This is a genomic window from Tahibacter amnicola, from assembly GCF_025398735.1.
GTDB classification, from domain to species: domain Bacteria; phylum Pseudomonadota; class Gammaproteobacteria; order Xanthomonadales; family Rhodanobacteraceae; genus Tahibacter; species Tahibacter amnicola.
Genome location: NZ_CP104694.1, coordinates 1,222,694 through 1,244,894, shown reverse-complemented (window position 1 = coordinate 1,244,894; position 22,201 = coordinate 1,222,694). Strand labels below are relative to the sequence as shown.

Annotated in this window: 14 protein-coding genes and 1 riboswitch; of the genes, 9 read left to right on the top strand and 5 right to left on the bottom strand. The window is 64.6% G+C overall.

Features of this window, described 5'->3' with window-relative positions; translation table 11 throughout:
• Window positions 1-198: 198 nt before the first annotated feature.
• From ppa to N4264_RS05105, 3 genes are all read left to right on the top strand, one after another.
• Complete coding sequence (gene ppa, locus N4264_RS05115) at window positions 199-747, top strand: inorganic diphosphatase (protein ID WP_261695996.1); 549 nt, start codon at window positions 199-201, stop codon at window positions 745-747.
• Window positions 748-949: 202 nt separating this feature from the next.
• Window positions 950-2,011, top strand: a complete 1,062-nt coding sequence (locus tag N4264_RS05110) for a sensor histidine kinase (RefSeq protein ID WP_261695995.1) — start codon at window positions 950-952, stop codon at window positions 2,009-2,011.
• A complete protein-coding gene (locus N4264_RS05105; RefSeq protein WP_261695994.1) occupies window positions 2,008-2,715 on the top strand; it encodes a LytR/AlgR family response regulator transcription factor in 708 nt (235 codons plus the stop codon). Before N4264_RS05110 ends, N4264_RS05105 begins: the two co-directional genes overlap by 4 nt.
• A gap of 127 nt (window positions 2,716-2,842) precedes the next feature.
• Here N4264_RS05105 and N4264_RS05100 read toward each other — a convergent pair whose 3' ends face one another.
• From N4264_RS05100 to N4264_RS05090, 3 genes are all read right to left on the bottom strand, one after another.
• The gene (locus N4264_RS05100) at window positions 2,843-6,436 is read right to left on the bottom strand and encodes an ABC transporter permease/M1 family aminopeptidase (protein WP_261695993.1); all 3,594 of its coding nucleotides are present in this window, start codon (window positions 6,434-6,436) and stop codon (window positions 2,843-2,845) included.
• A gap of 10 nt (window positions 6,437-6,446) precedes the next feature.
• Window positions 6,447-7,334: an ABC transporter ATP-binding protein gene (locus N4264_RS05095; RefSeq protein WP_261695992.1), complete on the bottom strand. Its 888-nt coding sequence runs from the start codon at window positions 7,332-7,334 to the stop codon at window positions 6,447-6,449.
• 257 nt (window positions 7,335-7,591) lie between these two features.
• On the bottom strand, window positions 7,592-8,575 hold the full coding sequence (locus tag N4264_RS05090) for a DUF2333 family protein (protein WP_425508334.1): 984 nt from the start codon (window positions 8,573-8,575) through the stop codon (window positions 7,592-7,594).
• A gap of 175 nt (window positions 8,576-8,750) precedes the next feature.
• Here N4264_RS05090 and N4264_RS05085 point away from each other — a divergent pair, with 175 nt between their 5' ends.
• From N4264_RS05085 to N4264_RS25775, 4 genes are all read left to right on the top strand, one after another.
• Entirely contained in the window at window positions 8,751-10,325 is a 1,575-nt protein-coding gene (locus tag N4264_RS05085) for a choice-of-anchor Q domain-containing protein (RefSeq protein WP_261695990.1), read from the top strand.
• A gap of 395 nt (window positions 10,326-10,720) precedes the next feature.
• Window positions 10,721-12,247, top strand: coding sequence for a choice-of-anchor Q domain-containing protein (locus tag N4264_RS05080; RefSeq protein ID WP_261695989.1), 1,527 nt, complete (start codon window positions 10,721-10,723; stop codon window positions 12,245-12,247).
• 199 nt (window positions 12,248-12,446) lie between these two features.
• Entirely contained in the window at window positions 12,447-14,012 is a 1,566-nt protein-coding gene (locus tag N4264_RS05075) for a choice-of-anchor Q domain-containing protein (protein ID WP_261695988.1), read from the top strand.
• Between the two features lie 248 nt (window positions 14,013-14,260).
• The gene (locus tag N4264_RS25775; protein WP_425508333.1) at window positions 14,261-14,548 is read left to right on the top strand and encodes a hypothetical protein; all 288 of its coding nucleotides are present in this window, start codon (window positions 14,261-14,263) and stop codon (window positions 14,546-14,548) included.
• A 386-nt stretch (window positions 14,549-14,934) separates the two neighbouring features.
• Here N4264_RS25775 and thiC read toward each other — a convergent pair whose 3' ends face one another.
• Together thiC and N4264_RS05060 are read right to left on the bottom strand one after the other, a co-directional pair.
• Window positions 14,935-16,812 carry a phosphomethylpyrimidine synthase ThiC gene (gene thiC / locus N4264_RS05065; protein ID WP_261695986.1) on the bottom strand — a complete coding sequence of 626 codons (1,878 nt, stop codon included), beginning with the start codon at window positions 16,810-16,812 and terminating at the stop codon, window positions 14,935-14,937.
• 53 nt (window positions 16,813-16,865) lie between these two features.
• Window positions 16,866-16,956, bottom strand: a riboswitch (TPP riboswitch).
• Window positions 16,957-16,990: 34 nt separating this feature from the next.
• On the bottom strand, window positions 16,991-17,626 hold the full coding sequence (locus N4264_RS05060) for a TetR/AcrR family transcriptional regulator (protein WP_261695985.1): 636 nt from the start codon (window positions 17,624-17,626) through the stop codon (window positions 16,991-16,993).
• Between the two features lie 101 nt (window positions 17,627-17,727).
• Here N4264_RS05060 and N4264_RS05055 point away from each other — a divergent pair, with 101 nt between their 5' ends.
• Together N4264_RS05055 and N4264_RS05050 are read left to right on the top strand one after the other, a co-directional pair.
• Complete coding sequence (locus tag N4264_RS05055) at window positions 17,728-18,834, top strand: efflux RND transporter periplasmic adaptor subunit (RefSeq protein WP_261695984.1); 1,107 nt, start codon at window positions 17,728-17,730, stop codon at window positions 18,832-18,834.
• 178 nt (window positions 18,835-19,012) lie between these two features.
• On the top strand, window positions 19,013-22,198 hold the full coding sequence (locus N4264_RS05050; RefSeq protein WP_261695983.1) for an efflux RND transporter permease subunit: 3,186 nt from the start codon (window positions 19,013-19,015) through the stop codon (window positions 22,196-22,198).
• The last annotated feature ends 3 nt before the right edge of the window (window positions 22,199-22,201 follow it).

Here is a 22,201-nt window from a genome sequence, read left to right as displayed (position 1 = left end):
TGATGTAGCGAATCGTTACATCCCCGGCCGTGCGCCCTGCCCTCGCCCCTGGCTGCCGGGCGCACCGCCCGCCATATCGGCCACTCCTGCCCTGCCCGGGGACGCCCGGACCGCCGGCGCCGCATGCTGCGACGCAGCAGCGTTTGCCGTATCCTTCGCGCCCTTCGCCCCGCCTCGGGGCCAGTTCCAGGAGCAGTCATGGGCCTCGACCTCGTACCGACCGGCAAGGACGTGCCGAACGAAATCAACGTCATCATCGAGATTCCGAAGGACGCGGAGCCGGTGAAGTACGAAGTGGACAAGACCACCGGCGCGATCTTCGTCGACCGCGTGCTCTCCACCCCGATGCGTTATCCCTGCAACTACGGCTACGTGCCGCACACGCTGTGCGGCGACGGCGATCCGGTCGATGTGCTGGTCGTGATGCCGCTGCCGCTGATCCCGGGCTCGGTCATCCGCTGCCGTCCGGTGGGCATGCTGCGCATGCAGGACGAAGCCGGCGAAGACACCAAGCTGATCGCCGTGCCGGTGACCAAGGTGTTCGGCGGTTACGCCCATATCAACGACATCGACGACGTGCCGCAGCACTGGCGCGATCGCATCGGCCACTTTTTCGAGCACTACAAGGATCTGGAGAAGGGCAAGTGGGTCAAGGTGCAGGGCTGGGGCAATGCCCAGGACGCCAAGCAGGAAATCCTCGCGGGCGTCGCGGCGTACAAGGACGCCCCGGAAAAGCCGAACTTCTGATCCCCTGCTCGCGGATCACGCGGTGATTGCAAAGCGCGGCCGGCAACCGGCCGCGCTTTTTTTGCGGTGCTGGTTCTCCGCCACGGATGGCCGGGTCAATGCCCGCCAAAGCACATCGCATCCAACGACCGGCCCTTGCCGGGACAACGACAATCTCAGCACACTCGCCGGAACCGGATCGGACATTCCCACGAAGAAGGCGATGGCTCAAGCGCGTAGTACACGATCGGACCACGACTATTGGGCCTGCCAACTCGGCGGCTGGTGCGCACTGACGGCGCTCAGCGTGCTTTCGACGTCGTTCGGCCCCTGGGAAAGCGTCTGGCGCTTCGCGTTGGCCAAGACGCTGTGCATGGGCGCCGGCCTCGCCCTTTCACATCAGTGGCGCGGCTATCTGCGCCGCCGCGGCTGGTTGCATGGCAATGCGGCAGTGCCATTCAGGCCGATCTTTATCGGTCTGCTCGCGTTGGCTGCACTGGCCACCGCGGCCCTGGTGCTGGTCGACCTGATTATCCGCAACGGCGCATTGCTGGCAGAGCCGGCGGAAGTACCGGTGCTCATCGCCTTCATCCTGCTTGGCTGGTTTGCCGTCTTCGCGATGTGGACGGTGTGCTATTCCGCCGCGCTGTCGCGGCGCCGCGCCCTGCGCATGGAACTCGATCTGCTCAAACTCGAAGTCAATGCCAAGGACACGGAGCTGCGCGCCTTGCAGTCCCAGGTCAACCCGCATTTCTTCTTCAACAGTCTCAACAGCATCCGCTCGTTGATCTACCAGGATCGTGATGCCGCTGCGCAGGCGGTGACGCGCCTGGCCAGCATGATGCGGCACAGCCTGCAGGCCGGCGCCTCGCCGACGGCGCGCCTGGCCGAGGAACTGGCCGCGATCGATGCCTACCTCAGCATCGAGCACTTGCGCTTCGACGATCGCCTGCAGTTGCGACTGCAGATCGAGCCTGGCCTGGAGGAGGTCAAACTGCCCCCAATGGCCTTGCAGACCCTGGTGGAAAACGCGGTCAAGCACGGCGTCGAGCGCAGCACCGGCGCGTGCGAACTCAGGGTCAGTGCGCAGCGCCACGGCGACCGGGTGCTGCTCAGTGTCGCTAATCAAGGCCGGTTGAGCGAGTCGAGCGAGTCCACCCGGCTGGGCCTCGCCAATACCGCCAAACGGCTGAACCTGCTGTTCGGAACCGATGCCGCGTGCAGCCTGCTGGAGCGCGACGGCTGGGTGGTCGCCAGCATCGAACTGCCGCAGGCGTGCGCGTGAAAGCCGTATTGATCGATGACGAACGCCTGGCGCGTGTCGAATTGCGGCGCCTGCTGGCCGCCCATTCCGAAATCGAGATCGTGGCTGAGGCGAGCAACGTCGCCGAAGGCCTGCGACTGATCGAGGCAGCGGCACCGGACGTGATCTTCCTCGACATCCAGATGCCCGACGGCAGCGGTTTCGACCTGTTGGCCGCACTGGAGAGTACCCCTGCGGTGATCTTCACGAGCGCCTACGATCACTATGCGATCCGCGCCTTCGAGGTCAGCGCGCTCGACTACCTGCTCAAACCGATTGAACCTCAGCGGCTTGCCCAGGCCATCGGCAAGATGCAGTCCCGCTCGGACGCGCCAACGGAGCGTCCGCTGGCGCCGACCAATGGCAAGGTGTTCATCAAGGATGGCGAACGCTGCTGGTTCGTCACGCTCGACGAGATCGTGCTGTTCGAATCCGAAGGCAACTACACCCGCGTGCATTTCGATCAGAACCGTCCCCTGATGCTGCGCTCGCTCAACCAGCTGGAAGCGCGCCTGGATCCACAGCGCTTTCTGCGGGTGAGCCGGCGGCAGATCGTCAATCTGAAGTGCGTGGTCGACCTCAAACCGACTGCTACCGGCGGCATGGTGCTGATCCTCAAAGATGGCTTGCGCGTACCCATGTCGCGCCGGCGCGCGGCGCGGTTCCGGCAGCAAAACCAGCTCTGACAGCAACGTGGTGAACGCCGCGCGTTGAAATCAGGCCTGCCATTCATGGCGTGGAATCGAACCGGGAGAGCGGCGGAAGCGGTTGCCTGGCGGCCATTCGCACGGAACACTTCCGCCGCCCGGTCGCCTACTCCGCCACACTGACCCGCTTGCGGTTGTCGTCGGCCGCACGATCGATCAACAGATTGTACGGATCGACGCCGACTTCGAACGGCGCTTCCCCGACCGTCACTTCGATCGTCGATTCACCCGCCGGCAGACTGCGCTGCTGACGCCACAACACGCGCTCGCTGCCTGGCTGCGCATCGCTCCCCCGCGCAAAGATGGCGAGGTCGACCGGCTCGTCGTAGTCGCGCGGCGTCTCCTTGCCCTTACCGTCGGCTTCCGACTTGGACAGCCGCAGTTTGAACGTCACCCGCCATTGCCCATCGGCCAACGGTTTCGCGTCTGCTGACACGACGCGGTTGTCGTACACGACGATCCGCTGGAACAGATCGGTGATCAGCGTCTGCGCGTCGGCGGGGGCTTCGGCGCGGATTGCAGCAAGCAGATCTTCGCTCGTCACATAAGGCCGGGTGCGATAGCGATGTTCGTCCAGGAAGCGCCGCAACGCGCGGTTGAGCGCGGCCTCGCCGATTACCTCGCGCAGTCGATAGAACGCCATACTGCCCTTGCGGTACTGGACGTAGACCTGATTCTCGCTCCGGTACAGCGGCAGCTCTTCCACCCGTTCCTGGCCGCGGCCGGCGAGATACTGGTCGAGGTCGTAGCGCAGGATACGGCGCACCTTCTCGGCGCCGAAGACCTTTTCCATGACCATCAGTGCAGAGTACTCGGCCAGCGACTCCGTGATCATGCCGCCGCCCTGAACATTTGCGGCGATGGCCTGGTCGCCCCACCACTGGTGGGCCAGTTCGTGTGCGGTGATATAGAAGACGTGATCGACGCCGTCAGGGTCACGCACATCATTGATGAAGCCAAGTGACTCGGAGAACGGGATGACGCCGGGCAAGCTGCGCGCGTAGCCCTGATACAGCGGAAACTCGACGATGCGAACCGACGCATGCGGATATGGGCCGAAGTGCTCGGTGAAATAGTCGAGTGCCTGCTGGGTGCCGCGGATCATGCTGCCGGTGTTGTAGCCATGTTTGGGGTCGTGGTAGACCTCGATCGGAAGACCGTGCCAATCGCTGCTCGCCACCTGCCAACGTCCGGACTGGAACGAGAAAAACGGCAGGATCGGGCGGTCCATGACGTAATGGAAGTAGCGACGACCGTCCTGTTCCCAGGTCTTTACCAGGCGTCCCGGCGCCACCGCGGATTGATCGGCGCTGGTCGAGATGGTCGCGTCGAACGCGATGAAGTCGGCGTCAAACCCCCACAGCTTCCAGTAGTTGCTTTGGCGCGCGGCCAGATCCTCCAGCTTCGGCATGCGCTGCGGTTCGCCAAGGCCGCGTTCACGGCGCTCATTGCGATCTTCCAGCTCGTACGCCTGCACATAACCAAATTTCGGAAAGTAGTTCTCCGATGTGAGCATCGTGCCATTGCCATGGATAAGGCCCGGCGACGCATCGCTGTCAAAGCCCGACTTGCTCGCCTCGACCCGGAACCCCAGACTGAAACGCTCACCTGGTGCCAGCGGTCGTTCCAGCGTGAGGACGCGAAAGCCGAATTCAGCGTCGTCGACATCCACCCGGTGCGCAGGCAGTTGTTCAAACGTCGTGACCGCCTGCCGGTCGGTTTGGATTACCAACGTATCGACCGCCGCATTGGTCCTGTTCTGCAGCTCGTAGCGTCCACGGATAGTGGCCCGCCGTTCCGCCGGAAAGATCGCCACGTCGGTCTCGACGCGGGTCAGGCTCGGGCTCGGCACCGCCAGGTATTTGCGATAGCGCCGTTCGTACTCGGCCTGATGGTCCAATTGCGTGGCACTGCTCTCGTACTGGTTGAGGATGCTCGTGTTGTAGTAGATCCACGCGCCAACCGAGAAGAAGCCGGTCAGTGCCACGGCCAGGCTAACCCCCATCCGCCCGTGCAAGCGCTGGCGCGCGACGGCCAAGCGTGCCCGCAGTCCCGCGGCCCGGCCATGGGACGAGAACACCAGCGCCAGCAGCAACAGCACAGCAGCGAAGCAGCCCCAGTACAGTGCGTACCAGCGCCAGCCCTGCAGCAGATGGCCATAGCCATTGATATCGGAATACGTCAGTGCCGGCAGTGCGTTGAATCGCCATAGCGGGTGACTCACGCCGATGCTGCTCAGCATCGCGCCGGATGCGAGCAGGGCCAGCGCCAGCAGGTGGCCCACGAACTTGTGGGGAACGCAGGCGTGGATTGCGACAAAACTCGCTGCCAGTACGGCGTAATACGCGGCGCTGAGCAGCGTCGACTGCGCGTACAGGCCGATTTCGATCGGCGCGCCGCCCTTGATCGACTGGATCCCGATCGCGACAACTACCCCGCTGCACAGGAATGCCAGGATCACCGCGCACAGCGCTCCTACCTTCGCGAGCAGCTGCGCGCCGACCGGCACCGGCAATGCATCTGTCACATCGGCGATTCGCACCTGGCGATCACGGAATACCAGTTCGCCGCTATAGAACAACACGACGATAACCAGGACGAAGCCGATGCCGCCGTCGAGCTCTTCCAGCAGCAAGCGCGTGAGAGGGTACGGCGTGCTGTCGAAGCGCAGGCCGCCGATGCTGTAGTTGGTGACGAAATTGGCCAGGGCCAGGAGCAGCATGATCAGGAATGGCAGACTCTTGAGCACTGACCTGGCGTCGAAGCGCAGCAGGGACCACAGCTGCGGCAGGGTCGTACCGGCGCTGAACTGTGGCAGGATGCGGCGCGGACTGGCCTGCTGCGTGGGTGACGTCGGCGCATCGACGGGGTTGGCTGCCCGCCACCGGCGCCGTCCGCGACCCGGCTGCTGCAGCTTGAAGAAGCCTGCGGTCGCCGCGAACAAGCCCAGCGCGATGCCCGTCCACATCAGGCGATTGATCAGCAGCAGACCGCTCAGCGCAGGCAGCTCACTGTTCGACTGGGCGGCGGAAAAATAGCGCGTCGCCTGGGTCAAGGCGCGGATGCCGAACGGATCGAGCAGCACGGCGATTGACTCGCTGCCAGCGCCATCGCGCAAGCTGCCAGCCATGGCCCAGAGCACCATGAAGGCCAGCACGCCGACATGCACAATGATCAGCGAGCGCGTCACAGCCGCCAGCAGCAGCAGCAGCGCGGCAATGAATAGCAGATTCGGCACGACGAACACGCCGAAGGCCCAGGCATACGACGTGAGTGAGAACGGCCCGAGCCGTTCGGGATCGATCGAAGGCAGCTGCGCGCCCAGCATCATTGCGAGTGTGATCAACGCAAAGATCAGCAGGCAGACACTGAAGCCGGCCAGGAAGCGACCGAGCAGATAGTCGCGCTTGCCGATCGGTGTGGCGAACAACAGATCCGCGATGCCGACTTCGCTGTCGCGCAAAACCGCGCCGGCGATGAACACGACCACCAGAAACATCGAGATGATGCTGAGCACGCTCAGTTGCCGGGCGATCACCACCGGCGCGTTCAACAGCACGTTGCCAATGGCACCGCCCACACGCATCGCGTCGCTGCCGGCACTGGTGAAGGCGATCGCCATCAGGGCGATGGCCATGACCCACAGCAACGGCTGGCGCAGGTGGTAACGCAGGTCGAAGCGAAAGAATTCAGTCCACATAGCCATGCCCTCAGGCTGCCGCCGCGACGGCCGGCTGCTGGCGCAGCTGCAGGAAGTACACGTCCTCGAGGGCGGGTTCGACGTTCACGAAGCCGTCGTCGGGCTGGGTTTGCGCGTACACGTTGATGCGCGGCTTACCTCCCACCAGACGCGTCGACAGCACGGTGAAGCGTTGCTGGTATGTAGCCAGCGCCGCATCGCTGACTGCGCACTGCCAGACGCAATTGCGCAGCGTGTCGATCGCCGTTTGCGGTCGTCCCTGCAGGAGCACGCGGCCACGGCCGATCATCGCCATGCGCGGACACAGGTCAGTGACATCCTCCACGATATGCGTGGACAGGATCACCACGACGTGTTCGCCAATGCGTGCCAGGAGGTTGAGGAAACGGTTGCGCTCGTCCGGATCCAGGCCAGCGGTCGGTTCGTCGACGATCACCAGCCGCGGCGCACCGAGCAGCGCCTGGGCGATGCCGAAGCGCTGGCGCATGCCGCCGGAATAGCTGGCAATGGCACGTTTGCGTGCTTCCCAGAGATTGGTCTGGTGCAACAGGCCCTCGACCATTTCCCGGCGTTCGCCCTTGTGCGTCAGCCCCTTCAACACCGCGAAGTGGTTGAGCAGTTCAAGCGCACTGACCTTGGGATAGACCCCGAAATCCTGCGGCAGATAGCCGAGCTGACGACGCAGGCAGGCCTTGTCCTTGACGACGTCGACGCCATCGAAGTGAATCGAGCCACTGTCCGGCTCCTGCAGCGTCGCGATGGTGCGCATCAGCGAGGACTTGCCGGCACCGTTCGGGCCGAGCAGCCCGAACACGCCGTTCGGAATTGCCAGAGTCACATCGTTAATGGCGTGCACGCCATTGGGATAGGTTTTATGCAGATTCTTCAGGATCAACATGATGCGCAACGTCCGCGGATGGGCTTCGTTGCGCACCAAGCTAGCCGCGCAGTGTGCGGCGGCTACAGCATTGTTTATCAACCGGCGGGAGCCAGCGATGAGCGGCGGATTTCCGGGATGAATGGCGGCCGCTGGCGGCGTCGTGCGCGGCAGGTCCTGTCGGCTACCGGTCGATCACGGGCTCCATGCCATTTTCGGCGACGACGGCGGACTTCGCAGGGGTTGTTTCACGAAGTACGCCGCCGCCTCAGTCTTCCTCAACCGCGATCGAGCAGCTTGCGCAGGTCGATGATCGCGGCATTCGCCCGCGAGATGTAGTTGGCCATCACCAGCGAATGGTTGGCGAAAAACCCGAAGGGCCGGCCATTGAGCACGACGGGGCTGTCCAGGTCGCGCAGTGATTCCTCCAGCTCGCGCGTCACCTGGCGCAGGCTGATCAACGCGTTCTTGTCACGCAGCACGCTGCCAAAATCGCGCTCCATCGCCCGTAGCTGCTGCAGCATGGCCCAGCTGTAGCCGCGGGCCTCGTAGAAGACGTTGTCGATCTGGGTCCAGGGTGTTTTCACGACGGATGCGCCCGGCGCCGGCGTAGATTGCTCCGCGCTGGGATCACCCGCCAGGTTCGTATCCAGACGCAACTGGCCGACACTCGCCGACAGGCGCTGCGACAGGGATCCCAGCCGCGCGGACACCGTCTGCAGGTAGTCCGACAGGTTGTCGGCACGGGCAAAAAACTGGGCGTTGGTCTGGTCGGCATCCGCCAGGCGCGCCAGGTAACCGTAGAGGTGAGTGGTGGCGCGGCGATACTGGCTTTCGGTGCTGCGGAAAACCCAGCGATCGTTGGGGGTCGCCAGCAGGGTGTCGACCTCCTGCAGATCCTTGTCCTCGATGCTCTGGGTCTGCGAGCGGCTGAAATCGTTGCGCAGCGCGCGGGCCAGGTCGCGGCTGGCAACCAGGGCACCGAACTCCCAGTTCGGCATGTTATCCATCAGCACGCCGGGCGGCATGATGTCGTTGCTGATGTAGCCGCCGCGCTTGTCGAGCAGGGTTTCCACGGTGGCGATCAGGGTGGCGGTCGTGACGCTGCCGATGACCACCGGCTGGCTGTTGGCCTTGGCGCGCGCTTCGGCCTCGTGCTGGACATCCAGCGACCGCGGCTCGTGATCCCACCACCACATCAGCGCCAGCAGGACCACCAGCAGCACCGTCGCCACGGTGGCGAGGGCGCGCAGCCAGGGCAGACGGCGACGGGCAACGGGGGTGTGACTGTGTTCATCGGCATCATCCTTGCGTCGGGTCGGGCTGATTCTTGAGCGCCTTTTCCGAGTGATCAAGTGCGACGGGATGCACTGGATTCGGCGCCACAGGCCGCTATCATGCCCGGCCGGGGGGCCCAGCAGGCCCGGAGGGATCATCATGCACCAGTCCAACACGCGCCGCGAAGCGGGCGCGGCGCTTTTGCGCGCGGCCATCCTGGCCGGTCTCGGCATCATCGCACTGCCGGCCGCCGCCGCGACCTACACCGTCACCACGCTGGCCGACAACGGCGCTGGCAGTCTGCGCGACGCGGTCGAGCAGGCCAACCGCAGTCCGGGCGCCGATACCATCACGTTCCAGTCCGCGCTGACCGGAACGCTCACGCTGACCAGCGGCGAGATTGTCATCTTCGACGACCTGACCGTGACCGGCCCGGGGGCTTCGCGGCTGACGCTCAGCGGCAACCAGGCCTCGCGCGTGTTCGCCATCGATGCGCCCGCGATGGCGGCGACGGCGATTACCGTGTCACTGAGCGGTCTATCGTTCGTCGATGGCAAATCCCTCGACGAAGGCGGCGCGATCCTCGTCGCGGACGCCAACCTCAGCCTCAACGCCAGCGAATTCCGCAACAACAACGCGCTGCGCGGGGGTGCCGTGCACGCGTTCCCGAGCGACGCCGCCACGACCATCGCGGTCAGCCAATGCGTGTTCACCAACAACAGCGCCATCGAGGACGGCGGCGCCCTGGGCGCTCAGGACGTCGAGGGCGTCACCATCAGCAACAGCCGCTTCAGCAACAACCAGGCGGCCCACCATGGCGGCGCCGCCTATCTGCGTGCCGTGACGATGGAGATCGCCGGCAGCCGCTTCGACACGAACCAGGGTGCGACCAGCCCCAGCGGTGTGGGCGGCTCTGCCGGCGGCGGCGCCGTGCGCCTGATCGGTGCCAAGCTCACGGCGGTCACCACGATCACCTCCAGCGTGTTCAGCAACAACACCACTGCCAACGGCGCGGGCGGCGCGCTGTCGATGAACGTCGGCACGGCCATGCTCGACAAGGTTCAAGCCACAGGCAACAGTGCCGGCCTGACGGGCGGTGCGATTTCGGCATACGCGATTGCGCTGGGGGTGACCAACAGCACGCTGGCCGGAAACACCGCCACCGGTTCCGGCGGCGGCATCGACTTCGTCATCAGCGGCGGGCTGACCCTGACCAACGCCACGATCTCCGGCAACACCAGCACCAGCGGCAACGGCGGCGGCATCCAGAGCGGCTCCGGCACGACCCTGGCGCTGACGGCAGCGACGGTCGTCGGCAATACCGCCAGCACCGGCGGCGGCGTGTCGCGCCAAGGCACTGCCGCGACGGTGCGCAATTCGATCGTCGCCAATAACAATGCCCCGTCCGGCCCGGATCTTTCCGGCGCCTTCACACCCAATGCGAGCCTGATCCGCAACGGCTCCGGCGCGACCCTGAGCGCGGGCAACGGCAACCTGCCCGCCGGCACTGACCCGTTGCTCGGCCCGCTCGCCGTCAACGGTGGTCCGACGCTCTCGATGATGCCGGGTACGTCCAGTCCAGTGCTCAACGCCGGCGACACGACCACGTCCGGACTGCCCGGGACCGACCAGCGCGGCCTCGCGCGTATTGCGGGTGGGCGCATCGACATCGGCGCCGTGGAAAGGCAATCGCCCGAAGACGTGATTTTCCGGGGCGTGTTTCAGAGCCCCTGAACGCCACACCGGTGCGCATGCCCTCCCTGCGAGGGCGTGCGCGGCTGCAGCGATCAGCGCTGGCGTCAAACGCCGGCTCTTGACCGCCGGCAGGCGCGTGCCGCGGAACGCCAGCCACCAGAAAAGTCACTCCGCGAGCAGATTCAAAGCGTACTGGTGCGCCACTGCCAGCGCAGTGGCCTCATTCAGTACGCGCGCCGCTGATCACATTTGCCACGACGCTTCGGTGAAGAGGTGTGCCACTCAAGCACGCCAGCTACCAGGCCCGGCGTTCTCGGGATGCGCATTTCCCAGGACCGGAGATCATGGTTGTGAACAACTCGCACGCATCTGCACCACCCATCGCTTTGATACGTCCGCGCAGGCGATCCCTTCGCGACTGCAGGATCGTTGCCTTGACCTTCCTGTGCGGTGTTGGAACCGCGCAGGCCAGCGAATTCGTGGTGACAAACGTGAACGACAGCGGTCCAGGCAGCTTGCGCGACGCCATCGCCCAAGCGAACGCATCGCCTTCTGCGACACCCGACCAGATTACGTTTCAGGCTGGGCTGTCGGGCACCGTGCAGGTCACGTCAGGGCCGATGGCTATCACCGACAGCGTGACCATCACGGCCAGCAGGGACGCCCCGATCACGCTGCGGGCAATCGGTTCCAGGCTCTTGTCCGTCGCAGCACCTACGGGCTCCGCCAGCCCGATCGACGTCAGCCTCAGCCACCTGACATTCCAGAACGGTGACTCACTTCCACTGGCAAATGGCGGCGCTCTTCTGGCTCAAGGTGCCAATGTGTCCATTTCCCATTGCGTCTTCTCCGACAATACCGGCCAGGAAGGCGGCGCCATCTACACCAGCGATGCCGCCCGCCTCGTGATTCGATCAACACAATTTTACGGTAATCACGCCCTGGGAGACGGCGGCGCGATCCGCGCTGTCAACATGGACGAATTGCAGATTGTCGACAGCACGCTGAAAAGCAATGTGGGTGAAGGAACCGGCGGCGCCGTTTCCGCCATCGTCGGCGTCACCCGCGTCGACCACAGTCTGTTTGGCAACAATCAGGTTCACCCGACCAACGCCAATCCTCCAAGGGGGTCGGGCGGCGCCCTCCACGTCGAAGGGGATCGCGTCGAAATTCGCTCATCCACGCTCTACAACAGCACGTCGTTCTGGGACGGCGGGGCGTTGTCCCTGCAAGCGCGCGGTGCGGCGCCCAACCTCATCACAGCACAGATCGATGAATCCACCTTCGATTACAATTCGGCATACGAGCGCGGCGGCGCCATCATCGCCAGGCGTGCAACGCTCGTCGTCGATCGATCCCTGTTCTGGTCGAACAACGCCGACCGGACGGGCGGCGTGATCCACCATTCCGAGGCCGGCAGCCTGACGCTGTGGAACTCGACCCTGCACGACAGTCACTCTGCGCAAGGCGGCGCCATCCATGTCAGGCCGGGTGTCGACCTGTCAATCACGGGAGGCACTCTCACTCACCTGGGCGGTTCCGGCGACGGACTCGCCATCCGTTACGAAGGCGATTCACCTGCCCAGCTGCGGAATACGGTCGTTTTCAGTCGTTCGGGCACCGACCTCGCCGGCAAATTCACACCCAGCTACTGCCTGATTTCTGACCCGTCGGCGGCGACGCTGATTGGCGGCACCGGCAACCTGCCGGCAGGAACAGATCCCCAGCTGGGTGCCTTCTCCGACCAGGGAGGCTCGTCCCGGGTCATGATGCCACTGCCAGGCAGCCCTCTAATCGATGCCGGTGACCCCGTTGCCGATCCTGATCACACGCAAGACCAGCGCGGGTTGCCCCGCGTGAATGGGGCACGGACGGATATCGGCGCCGCTGAAACGCATGCATTCAGCGACGGGATCTTTCGTGACGGATTTGACCAAGGAACGGGAAGCAGCCTTCGTTGACGAGCCGCACCGTTCACATGCCCGCTACGGGGCGGCGCGGAAGTCACTGGGTACCTGACCCACCCGGCACCGCTGCCTGCGCTACGAAGGTGCCTGCCGCAACCTGTTCCCGTCGTCCCGGTCAGTCAACCGATGCGCCTGCCATGCGTCTTGCCCCAGGCGGCGCTGTTGCCGCGGACGTTACACCGTGGAGCAGACCATGGCAGGACACCTTCCCCGGCGCGGCAGCGCACCGCGGTACATCGCGGCAATATCCCTTTTGATTTGCGTTGCGGACACGCAGGCCGCAACGTACTTCGTCACCACGTCGGCTGATAGCGGCCCGGGCAGCCTGCGCGAGGCGGTCACTCAGGCGAATGCGCACCCCAATTCTGACGCGGCACCGGACTTCATCCAGATATCCGACCTCGTCCAGGAGCCCATCTCGCTTCGATCGGGCGAAATCGTCATCACGGACTCGGTGTTCATCGGCAGCATCACCCTGAGTCAGGTCGCGATTTCAGCGGATCACCACCGCATTTTCCGGATCGAGCCACCCGTCAACGCGGCGAATCTGCTGGAGGTGAATTTGTCGCGCCTTCGATTCATCAACGGATACAGCACCGAAAGCGGCGGAGCCATCGTGGCGCGCAAGACCAACCTAACCCTCTGGGGCAGCGCGTTCACGCTCAATCGCGCCGGGTATTCTGGCGGCGCGCTCGACGTATCCCAGGCGCAGACGCTGCAACTGAGTCACACGACGTTCTGGGACAACGCTGCCGACGTCTCGGGTGGCGCATTGCACGTCACTGACGTTGACACGGTGAATGGGGCCAGCCTCGCCTTTGGCGAGAATTTCTGCCAGACCCGTGGTGGGGCTGCCGCAATCGATGCGAACACGACCACCTTCTCCGAAAGCGTCTTCGCCTACAACCGCGTGACCGGCGGGGGTCGCGGCCCGATCGAATCCAGCGGCGCCGGCCTTTCGGTTCGCGGTGCGTATCTCACGGTCGAAAAGAGCCGCTTTACGGGAAATTTCAACCAGGCAGACCACGGCGGCGCGCTGGCGGTAGAACCGAAGGTGGACGAGCCCGACATTCCCATTACCGCGCACATTGGCGACACCGTCTTCCAGCGCAATGTCGCCCACGGCGCGGGTGGCGCGATCTACGGCAACACCGCGAATGTCGATAGCGTGCGCTCGCTTTTTCACAAGAACGAATCTTCGCGCGACGGTGGCGCGATCGCGTTCACGGATGTGGGGCAGCTGCGCATCTGGCATTCAACATTCCATCAGAACCTGACGCTCCGGGATGGCGGCGCCCTCGTGACAGGCCCCAATACAACCCTGCTGCTGGCCGGAACGACCGTCGCCTACAACACCGATGAAGCCGGCGCCGCCATCATCCACCGGGGCAGTGATCCCGCTGTCGTGCGCAACAGCGTGCTCTTCGGCGCGACGAACGCGGACATTGCGGGCACATTCGCCACGGAGTACAGCCTTGTCGGAAATCCCGCGGGAGCAACGGTCATCGCCGGCGACGGCAACCTGCCGGACGGCCTCGATCCGCAACTGGGCCCCCTGGCCGACCTTGGCGGCAGGACCCTCGTCATGCTGCCTTTGCCGGGCAGCGTATTGCTCGACGCTGCGGGCGCCCTCGCCTCCGGCGACGGTGACAAGGACCAGCGCGGCGCCCCCCGCCTCGTCGGCCCCCGGCCCGATATCGGCGCAGCCGAGCGCCAGGCGTTCGAAGACATTCTCTTTCGTGACCGCTTCGAGGACTGACGCCCCCCTGCGCTGATCGTTCGGAACGACACGCGGCGTGATCCGCCGCGCGTCGTTTCGCCACCTCCATCAAGGCACCGATCCGGCTGACCTCCGGGGAAATTCTTGTCACCGACGACGTGCAGATCGCTGCCAGCCCCGGCCAGACGGTGACGCTGGATGGAGGCAATCGTTCGCGGATTTTCCGCATCCAAGGTCCGACTCCGGTCGACGTGGACCTTCGGGTAGAACTGACCTCTCTACGGTTCATGCGCGGCAGGTCATCCGAGGACGGTGGTGCCGTGTGGTCAACGGATGCGGCCGTTGTTTTCACGGATTGCGAATTCCTCGGCAATTCGGCAGTCCGCGGCGGTGCCCTCTACGCCGGTAAAGGGGAGATCGAACTCGATCGCGTGGCGTTCAGGGGCAATCGCGCCGTGCAGGAGGGTGGCGCAATCGCTGCCATGGACGCACCGGATTTCCGGGTGGATTCCAGGCTGAACGGTCACCAGGTGCAGTTCCATGACAATCGTGCTGGCCACCGTGGCGGTGGATGACCAACAGCGTGCTGTTTGGCGGTCAAGGCTCGGATATCGTGGGCGCATTCATGCCCGAGTACAGCCTCATCCACGATCCGTCCGGCGGAAGCGTCAATGCCGGCCCGGGCAACCTGCCCGCTGGCACGGATCCGAAACTGGAGGTCCTGGCCGATCGCGCGGAGACACCCTCGTGGCGTTGCCGAAGGCGGACAGCCCCCTGGTCAATGCCGGGCGGCCGGACGACAACAACCACGACTGGGATCAACGTCGTCTCCCACGCCATGTGGGCACCACCGACATCGGCACAGCCGAGCGCCAGACAGATGAGGGTGAATGCCGGCAATGCCCTGGATCGACTGAGCGTCACGTGGCGCGCGGCAGGAATTGCCGCGCGCCATCGGCCACTAGGCGTTGCGATAGATCTCGCTGCCCGCGCGACGGAATTCTTCCGCCTTCTCCTTCATGCCTTCATCCAGCGCCGCCTGGTCCGTCACGCCCTTTTCGGCGGCGTAGTCGCGGACGTCCTGGGTGATCTTCATGGAGCAGAAATGCGGACCGCACATCGAGCAGAAATGCGCGACCTTGTGCGCGTCCTTGGGCAGCGTTTCATCGTGGAATTCCTGCGCCTTTTCCGGATCCAGGCCCAGGTTGAACTGGTCCTGCCAGCGGAATTCAAAGCGCGCCTTCGACAACGCGTTATCCCGCGCCTGCGCGCCAGGGTGGCCCTTGGCCAGGTCAGCCGCGTGCGCCGCAATCTTGTAGGCAATGATGCCGTCGCGTACGTCCTGTTTGTTGGGCAGCCCGAGGTGTTCCTTCGGCGTCACGTAGCAGAGCATGGCCGTGCCGAACCAGCCGATCATCGCGGCGCCGATGGCGCTGGTGATGTGGTCGTAGCCGGGCGCGATATCGGTGGTGAGCGGGCCGAGGGTGTAGAACGGTGCTTCGTGGCAGACGCGGAGCTGGCGCTCCATGTTCTCCTTGATCAGCTGCATCGGCACGTGGCCGGGGCCTTCGATCATGGTCTGCACATCGTGTTTCCAGGCGATCTGGGTGAGCTCGCCCAGGGTGTCGAGTTCGGCGAACTGCGCGGCATCGTTGGCGTCGGCGATCGAGCCGGGGCGCAGTCCGTCGCCCAGCGAGAAGGCCACGTCGTAGGCCTTCATGATTTCGCAGATTTCCTCGAAGTGCGTGTAGAGGAAATTCTCCTTGTGATGCGCCAGGCACCACTTGGCCAGGATCGACCCGCCGCGGCTGACGATACCGGTCACGCGGCGCGCGGTCAGCGGGATATGCGCCAGGCGCACGCCGGCGTGGATGGTGAAATAGTCCACGCCCTGCTCAGCCTGCTCGATCAGGGTGTCGCGGAAGATTTCCCAGGTCAGTTCCTCGGCGCGGCCATCGACCTTCTCCAGTGCCTGGTAGATCGGCACCGTTCCGATGGGAACCGGCGAATTGCGCAGGATCCATTCACGCGTTTCGTGGATGTGCTTGCCGGTGGACAGATCCATCACCGTGTCACCGCCCCAGCGGATCGACCACACCATTTTTTCCACTTCTTCCGCAATGGAGGAGGTCACCGCCGAATTGCCGATGTTGGCGTTGATCTTGGTCAGGAAATTGCGCCCGATGATCATCGGCTCGCTTTCCGGGTGGTTGATGTTGTTCGGAATGATCGCGCGGCCACGGGCCACTTCGTCACGCACGAATTCCGGCGTGATCCGATTCGGTAACGCGGCGCCGAAACTCTCGCCCGGATGCTGCGCGAGCAGGTGCTTTTCGCAGATCGCCTCGATGCGCTGGCTTTCGCGGATGGCGATGTACTCCATCTCCGGCGTGATGATGCCGCGCCGGGCGTAGTGCATCTGGGTGACGTTCATTCCGGCCTTCGCCCGCAGCGGCTTTCTCAGGTTTGGAAAGCGCACGGCGGCCAGGCGCGGGTCGCTTTCACGCTTGCGGCCAAATTCGGAGGACAGCTGCGCCAGCGCCTCGACGTCACCGCGCTCGGCGATCCACGCGGCGCGCAGCGCCGGCAGTCCCCGGGTGAGGTCCACGCGGTAGTTCGCGTCGGTGTACGGACCGGAAGTGTCATACACGCTGACCGGCGCGTTCTTCTCGGCGCCGAAGACCAGCGGCGTATCCGACAGCGCGACTTCGCGCATCGGCACTTTCAGATCCGGACGGCTGCCCTGGACGTGGATCTTCTGCGACCCCGGAATCGGGCGGGTCACCTGGTCGGAAAGTTCCTGGGTCTGGCGCACCAGATCGGAGGGTACGGCGTTCATCGGCATCGTCCTCGGACAGCAAAAGGGACGAAGCGGCAGCACCGTGGACGCGCGGGGCGTTCGAGGAAGCTTCCTACGCCGGCATTATCCGGACAGGTACGAAGGGACTCTCTCAGCCCGTACTGGGCACCCCCGCTTCAGGCGCGCATTCAACCATGAAGCGGGCGGCCGGCGCCAATCAACGCGGGGAATAGGCGCGCAAGAACAGGTCGACCGTGGCTTCCAGGTGCGCGCCGACGTCCAGGTCAGAGATCGGATCGCAACAGCCGAACATCATCCGCGCGTGCAGTTCACCCTTGAGCAGGCAGAAGAACTGCCCGGTGGCGCGGCGCGGATCAGGGATGTCGAGCTGTCCCGCTGCGATCTCGGCACGCAGGAACATCTCGAAGGAGTCCTGCAGGCGCTTGGGACCGGCCTCCCAGAACATCTGCGCCAGCTTCATCGACTGCTGGGTCTGCGCCGTCATCATGCGGTGCAGGGAAATTGCGTCCTCGCTGGTGATCAGCGTGAAGAACGCGCGCGCGATGGTCATCAGCTGGCCGCGGATCGGGCCGTCCAGGTCCGCCAGGAACAGGCTCAGGGGCAGCTGCTCCTCGCACTTGGCCTGGATCACCTCGCGGAACAGGGTCTCCTTGTCCGTGAAGTGGCTGTACACGGTGAGTTTCGATACGCCGGCTTCCGCGGCGATCGCATCCATGCTGGTGCCCTCGAAACCCTGACGGGGAAACAGGCGCTTGCCCGCGTCCAGGATGGCGGCCCGTTTTTCGAGGTCTTTCGGTCGCCCTGGGGCGGGTTGTTTCAACACAGATGACATAGACGAATGAATACTAGACAGTTCAGTTTAGTAATGATACTGTACCGGGCAGTTTAGGTAAACCCTCCCTCCCCCGTACGTTGTACGAAAGGATTGTACCAATGCGTTCCCCGCTCACTCGCTTCGGAATGGGATTCGCCCTGATTGCGTCGACGATCTGGCTCGCCGGCTGCAGCACCCGCGCCGAAGTCCAGGATCCGATCCGCCCCGCCATCGTCGCCCAGCCTGACACCGCGGCCGCCCAGGCCGGTACGATCTACTCCGGCGACGTAAAGGCCCGTTATGAGAGTGCACTGGGCTTCCGCGTCGGCGGCAAGATCAAGCGTCGCTATGTCGACGTCGGCGCACATGTGAAAGCGGGCGACCTGATCGCCGAGCTGGATCCGCAGGATCTGAACCTGCAAGCCTCCAGCGCCCGCGCCGGCGTGGCGGCGGCCGAAGCGGACCTGGCCATGGCCAAGGCCGAGCGCGACCGGTACAACGCCCTGCGTGGCAAGAATTTTGTCAGCGAAACCCAGTTCGATGCCGTGGACAACCGCCTCAAGGCGGCAACCGCCCGCGCCACGGAGGCACGCGCTGCCCTTAACGTCGCCCAGAACCAGGCCGGCTACACCGCCCTCAAGGCAGACCAGGACGGCGTCATCACGACCATCACCGCCGAAGCCGGCCAGGTCGTCGGCCCGGGCCAGACGATCGCCACCCTCGCCCGTAACGGCGAGCGTGAAGTCGAGATCAGCGTGCCGGAAGGCCGCATCGCAAACTACCAGAAGGACCAACCCGCCACGATCGAGCTGTGGGCCGAGAGCGGCAAGTACCTCACCGGCACCCTGCGCGAGATTGCCCCGGACGCCGACGCCACGACCCGCACCTATCGCGTCCGCGTGGCCCTGGGCGGCGACTCCGCCTCGGTCAAGCTGGGCCAGACGGCGCGGGTCTATTTCGCCGACAGCACCGGTGGCGACGCGCATACCGTGCCGCTTTCCGCGCTGTACGAGAAGGACGGCAAGCCGGCTGTATGGAAGCTCGATCCGGCGACCCGCCAGGTGCATCTGAATCCGGTCACCGTCGCGGCCTACCGCGAACAGGGCGTGGTGCTGCAGGCAGGTGTCGAGGCCAAGGACTGGATCGTCATCGCCGGCGTGCACAAGCTGCGCGAAGGCCAGGCGGTCAATCCGGTCGACCAGGCGAACAAGCCCCTAACGCTCTGACGCCAGCGTTTTCCAAAGCCCGTCCGCTGCCCGCTGCTCCCTCCCCTCCCTCCGGCAGCCTGGCAGCGGACAGGGCTCCTTTGATTCGTACGGACGCCCGGCGCAAGGCCTGGCGTCTTCCTTCCCGGGCCAGATCAGGGAGAATGCCGCCCGGTCGGCATTCTCAGCATAATCCACAATGACGCGATTCAATCTTTCCGAATGGGCGCTGCGCAACCAATCCGTGGTGCGCTATTTCATCGTGATGCTGGCGATCATCGGCGTCTTCGCCTACAGCTCGCTGGGCCAGTCCGAAGATCCGCCATTCACCTTCAAGGCAATGGTGATCAACACCCAGTGGCCCGGGGCAACGGCCACCGAGATCAACGAACAGATCACCGAGAAAATCGAGAAGAAACTGCAGGAGCTTCCCGACCTGGAGTTCCTGCGCAGCTACGCGCGCCCCGGCGAATCACAGATCATCGTCGTGGCCAAGGATTCACTCGATTCCCGGTACATTCCGGAACTGTGGTACCAGGTGCGCAAGAAGGTCGGCGATATCCGCCACACCTTGCCGCCGGGCGCGATGGGACCGTTCTTCAATGACGAGTTCGGCGACACCTTCGGCAACATCTACGCGCTGACCGGCGATGGCTATTCCTACGCCCAGCTCAAGGACTACGCCGACCGGCTGAAACTGGCGCTGCTGCGCGTCAACAACGTCGCCAAGGTGGATCTGATCGGTCTGCAGGACGAAAAGATCTTCATCGAAGTCTCCAACTCCAAGCTCGCGACGCTGGGCGTGGGTTTCGACCAGGTCCAGCGCACCCTGGAGCAACAGAACGCGATCACGCCGTCCGGCAGCTTCGAAACCGGTTCGGATCGCATCTACCTGCGCACCACCGGCGCCTTCGACTCGGTCGAGGCGATCCGCGAGATCGCCATCCGCGCCAACGACCGGCTGTTCCGCCTGGGCGACGTCGCCGAAGTGCGCCGCGGTTACAGCGATCCGCCGCAGCCGCGCATGCGTTTCATGGGCAAGGATGCGATCGGCATTGCGGTGTCGATGAAGAAGGGCGGCGACATCATCGCCCTCGGGCGCGACCTCGACAAAACCACCCGCAAGCTTCAGGAAACACTGCCGGTTGGCCTCGACCTGGCGCGGGTGGCGGACCAGCCGCATGCCGTGGAGCGCTCGGTCGACGAATTCGTCCGCACGCTCGGCGAAGCCGTGATCATCGTGCTGCTGGTGAGCTTCTTCTCGCTGGGCTTCCGTACAGGACTGGTCGTGGCTCTGTCGATCCCGCTCGTGCTGGCGATGACCTTCGCCGCCATGAGCTACTTCGGCATCGACCTGCACAAGATCTCGCTCGGCGCCCTGGTACTGGCACTGGGCCTGCTCGTCGACGACGCGATCATCGCCGTGGAGATGATGGCCGTAAAAATGGAACAAGGCTACGACAGGGTGAAGGCCGCCGCCTTCGCCTATACCTCGACGGCCTTTCCGATGCTGACCGGCACGCTGGTCACTGCTGCCGGGTTCCTGCCCATCGCGACGGCCCAGTCCGGCACCGGCGAGTACACCCGCTCGATCTTCCAGGTCGTCACGATCGCGCTGGTGATTTCCTGGATCGCCGCGGTCATCTTCATTCCCTACCTGGGTTACAAGCTGCTGCCGGACATGCACGCCGGCGCCCGCAAGGATCCGGAGCCCGGCACCTTCGCCGCCCGCATCGCCGCGTGGCGCCTGGGCCTGGTGAAGCTGCTGCCGCGCCGCCTGCGCCAGCGCCTGGAGGCCGAGCCCGCAGGCCATCACGACGATCCCTATGCGAGCGTGTTCTATCGCCGCTTCCGCGAGCTGGTCGACTGGTGCGTGCACCGTCGCTGGCTGGTGATCGGCGCGACGGTCGGCCTCTTTGTCGCCTCCATCGTCGGCTTCGGCTTCGTGCAGCAGCAGTTCTTCCCCGATTCAACCCGGCCGGAACTGATGGTCGACATGAAGCTGACCGAAGGCTCGTCGCTCCAGGCCACCGCCGAACAAGTGGAGAAACTGGAAAACTGGCTGTCCAAGCGACCGGAGCTGGAGAACTACGTCAGCTATGTCGGCACCGGCTCGCCGCGCTTCTACCTGCCGCTGGACCAGCAGCTGCCCCAGGCCAGCTTCGCCCAGTTCGTGCTGCTGACCAAGGGGCCGAAGGAGCGCGAACAGCTGCGCACTGCCCTGCTGCGCCTGTTCGAAACGGATTTCCCCGAATTGCGCGGCCGCGTGTTGCGCCTGGAAAACGGCCCGCCCGTGGGCTTCCCGGTGCAGTTCCGCGTCTCCGGCGAAGACATCGCCACCGTCCGCCAGTACGCACGGCAGGTCGCCGAGGTCGTACGCAAGCATCCGCACATGCGTAACGTGAACCTCGACTGGGACGAACCCAGCAAGGTGATCCGCCTGCAGATCGACCAGGATCGCGCTCGCGTGCTCGGCGTGTCATCGCAGGACCTGTCCAACTTCCTGCAGAGCTCCCTCTCGGGCGTGCCGATCTCGCATTACCGCGAGAAGGACGAGCTCATCCAGATCTCGCTGCGTGGCCCGGCCGAAGAGCGTGCACGCCTGTCGCTCCTGGAGAACCTCGCCGTTCCCACGACCAGCGGGAAAACGGTGCCCCTGAGCCAGATCGCAAAACTGGAATATGCGATGGAAGAAGGCATCATCTGGCGCCGCAACCGCCTGCCGACCATCATCGTCCGCGGTGATACCGACGGGGTCCTGCAGCCGCCGACCATCACCAGCCAGATCCTTCCCCAGCTGGAGACCCTGCGCGCGAAATTGCCGGCGGGCTATCTGCTGGAGACCGGCGGCACGGTGGAGGACTCGGCCAAGGGCCAGGCGTCCGTCAACGCCGGCGTGCCGCTCTTCATCTTTGTCGTGCTTACCCTGCTGATGCTGCAGCTCAAGAGCTTCAGCCGCACGATCATGGTGTTCCTGACCGCGCCGCTGGGATTGATCGGCGTCACGCTCTTCCTGCTGGTGTTCAACGTGCCGTTCGGCTTCGTGGCCATGCTGGGCACGATCGCCCTGGCCGGCATGATCATGCGCAACTCGGTCATCCTGATCGACCAGATCGAGCAGGACATCGCCAAGGGCCACGAAGCCTGGGAAGCCATCGTCGATGCGACGGTGCGGCGCTTCCGGCCGATCGTCCTGACGGCGCTGGCTGCCATCCTTGCCATGATCCCGCTCTCGCGCAGCGCGTTCTTCGGCCCGATGGCGGTGGCGATCATGGGCGGTCTTTTCGTCGCAACCGCCTTGACCTTGCTCTTTTTGCCTGCACTGTATGCGGCCTGGTTCCGGGTCCGTCGGCCTGCCGTGGCCTTGCCACCAGTGAGCGCATAGGAA

Excerpts from the sequence above, each read along its gene's own strand:
- ppa (WP_261695996.1), top strand. The coding sequence starts at position 199 with ATGGGCCTCGACCTCGTACCGACCGGCAAGGACGTGCCGAACGAAATC.
- N4264_RS05110 (WP_261695995.1), top strand. The coding sequence starts at position 950 with ATGGCTCAAGCGCGTAGTACACGATCGGACCACGACTATTGGGCCTGC.
- N4264_RS05100 (WP_261695993.1), bottom strand. The coding sequence starts at position 6,436 with ATGTGGACTGAATTCTTTCGCTTCGACCTGCGTTACCACCTGCGCCAG.
- N4264_RS05095 (WP_261695992.1), bottom strand. The coding sequence starts at position 7,334 with ATGTTGATCCTGAAGAATCTGCATAAAACCTATCCCAATGGCGTGCAC.
- N4264_RS05085 (WP_261695990.1), top strand. The coding sequence starts at position 8,751 with ATGCACCAGTCCAACACGCGCCGCGAAGCGGGCGCGGCGCTTTTGCGC.
- N4264_RS05075 (WP_261695988.1), top strand. The coding sequence starts at position 12,447 with ATGGCAGGACACCTTCCCCGGCGCGGCAGCGCACCGCGGTACATCGCG.
- N4264_RS25775 (WP_425508333.1), top strand. The coding sequence starts at position 14,261 with ATGCGCGGCAGGTCATCCGAGGACGGTGGTGCCGTGTGGTCAACGGAT.
- thiC (WP_261695986.1), bottom strand. The coding sequence starts at position 16,812 with ATGAACGCCGTACCCTCCGATCTGGTGCGCCAGACCCAGGAACTTTCC.
- N4264_RS05060 (WP_261695985.1), bottom strand. The coding sequence starts at position 17,626 with ATGTCATCTGTGTTGAAACAACCCGCCCCAGGGCGACCGAAAGACCTC.
- N4264_RS05055 (WP_261695984.1), top strand. The coding sequence starts at position 17,728 with ATGCGTTCCCCGCTCACTCGCTTCGGAATGGGATTCGCCCTGATTGCG.
- N4264_RS05050 (WP_261695983.1), top strand. The coding sequence starts at position 19,013 with ATGACGCGATTCAATCTTTCCGAATGGGCGCTGCGCAACCAATCCGTG.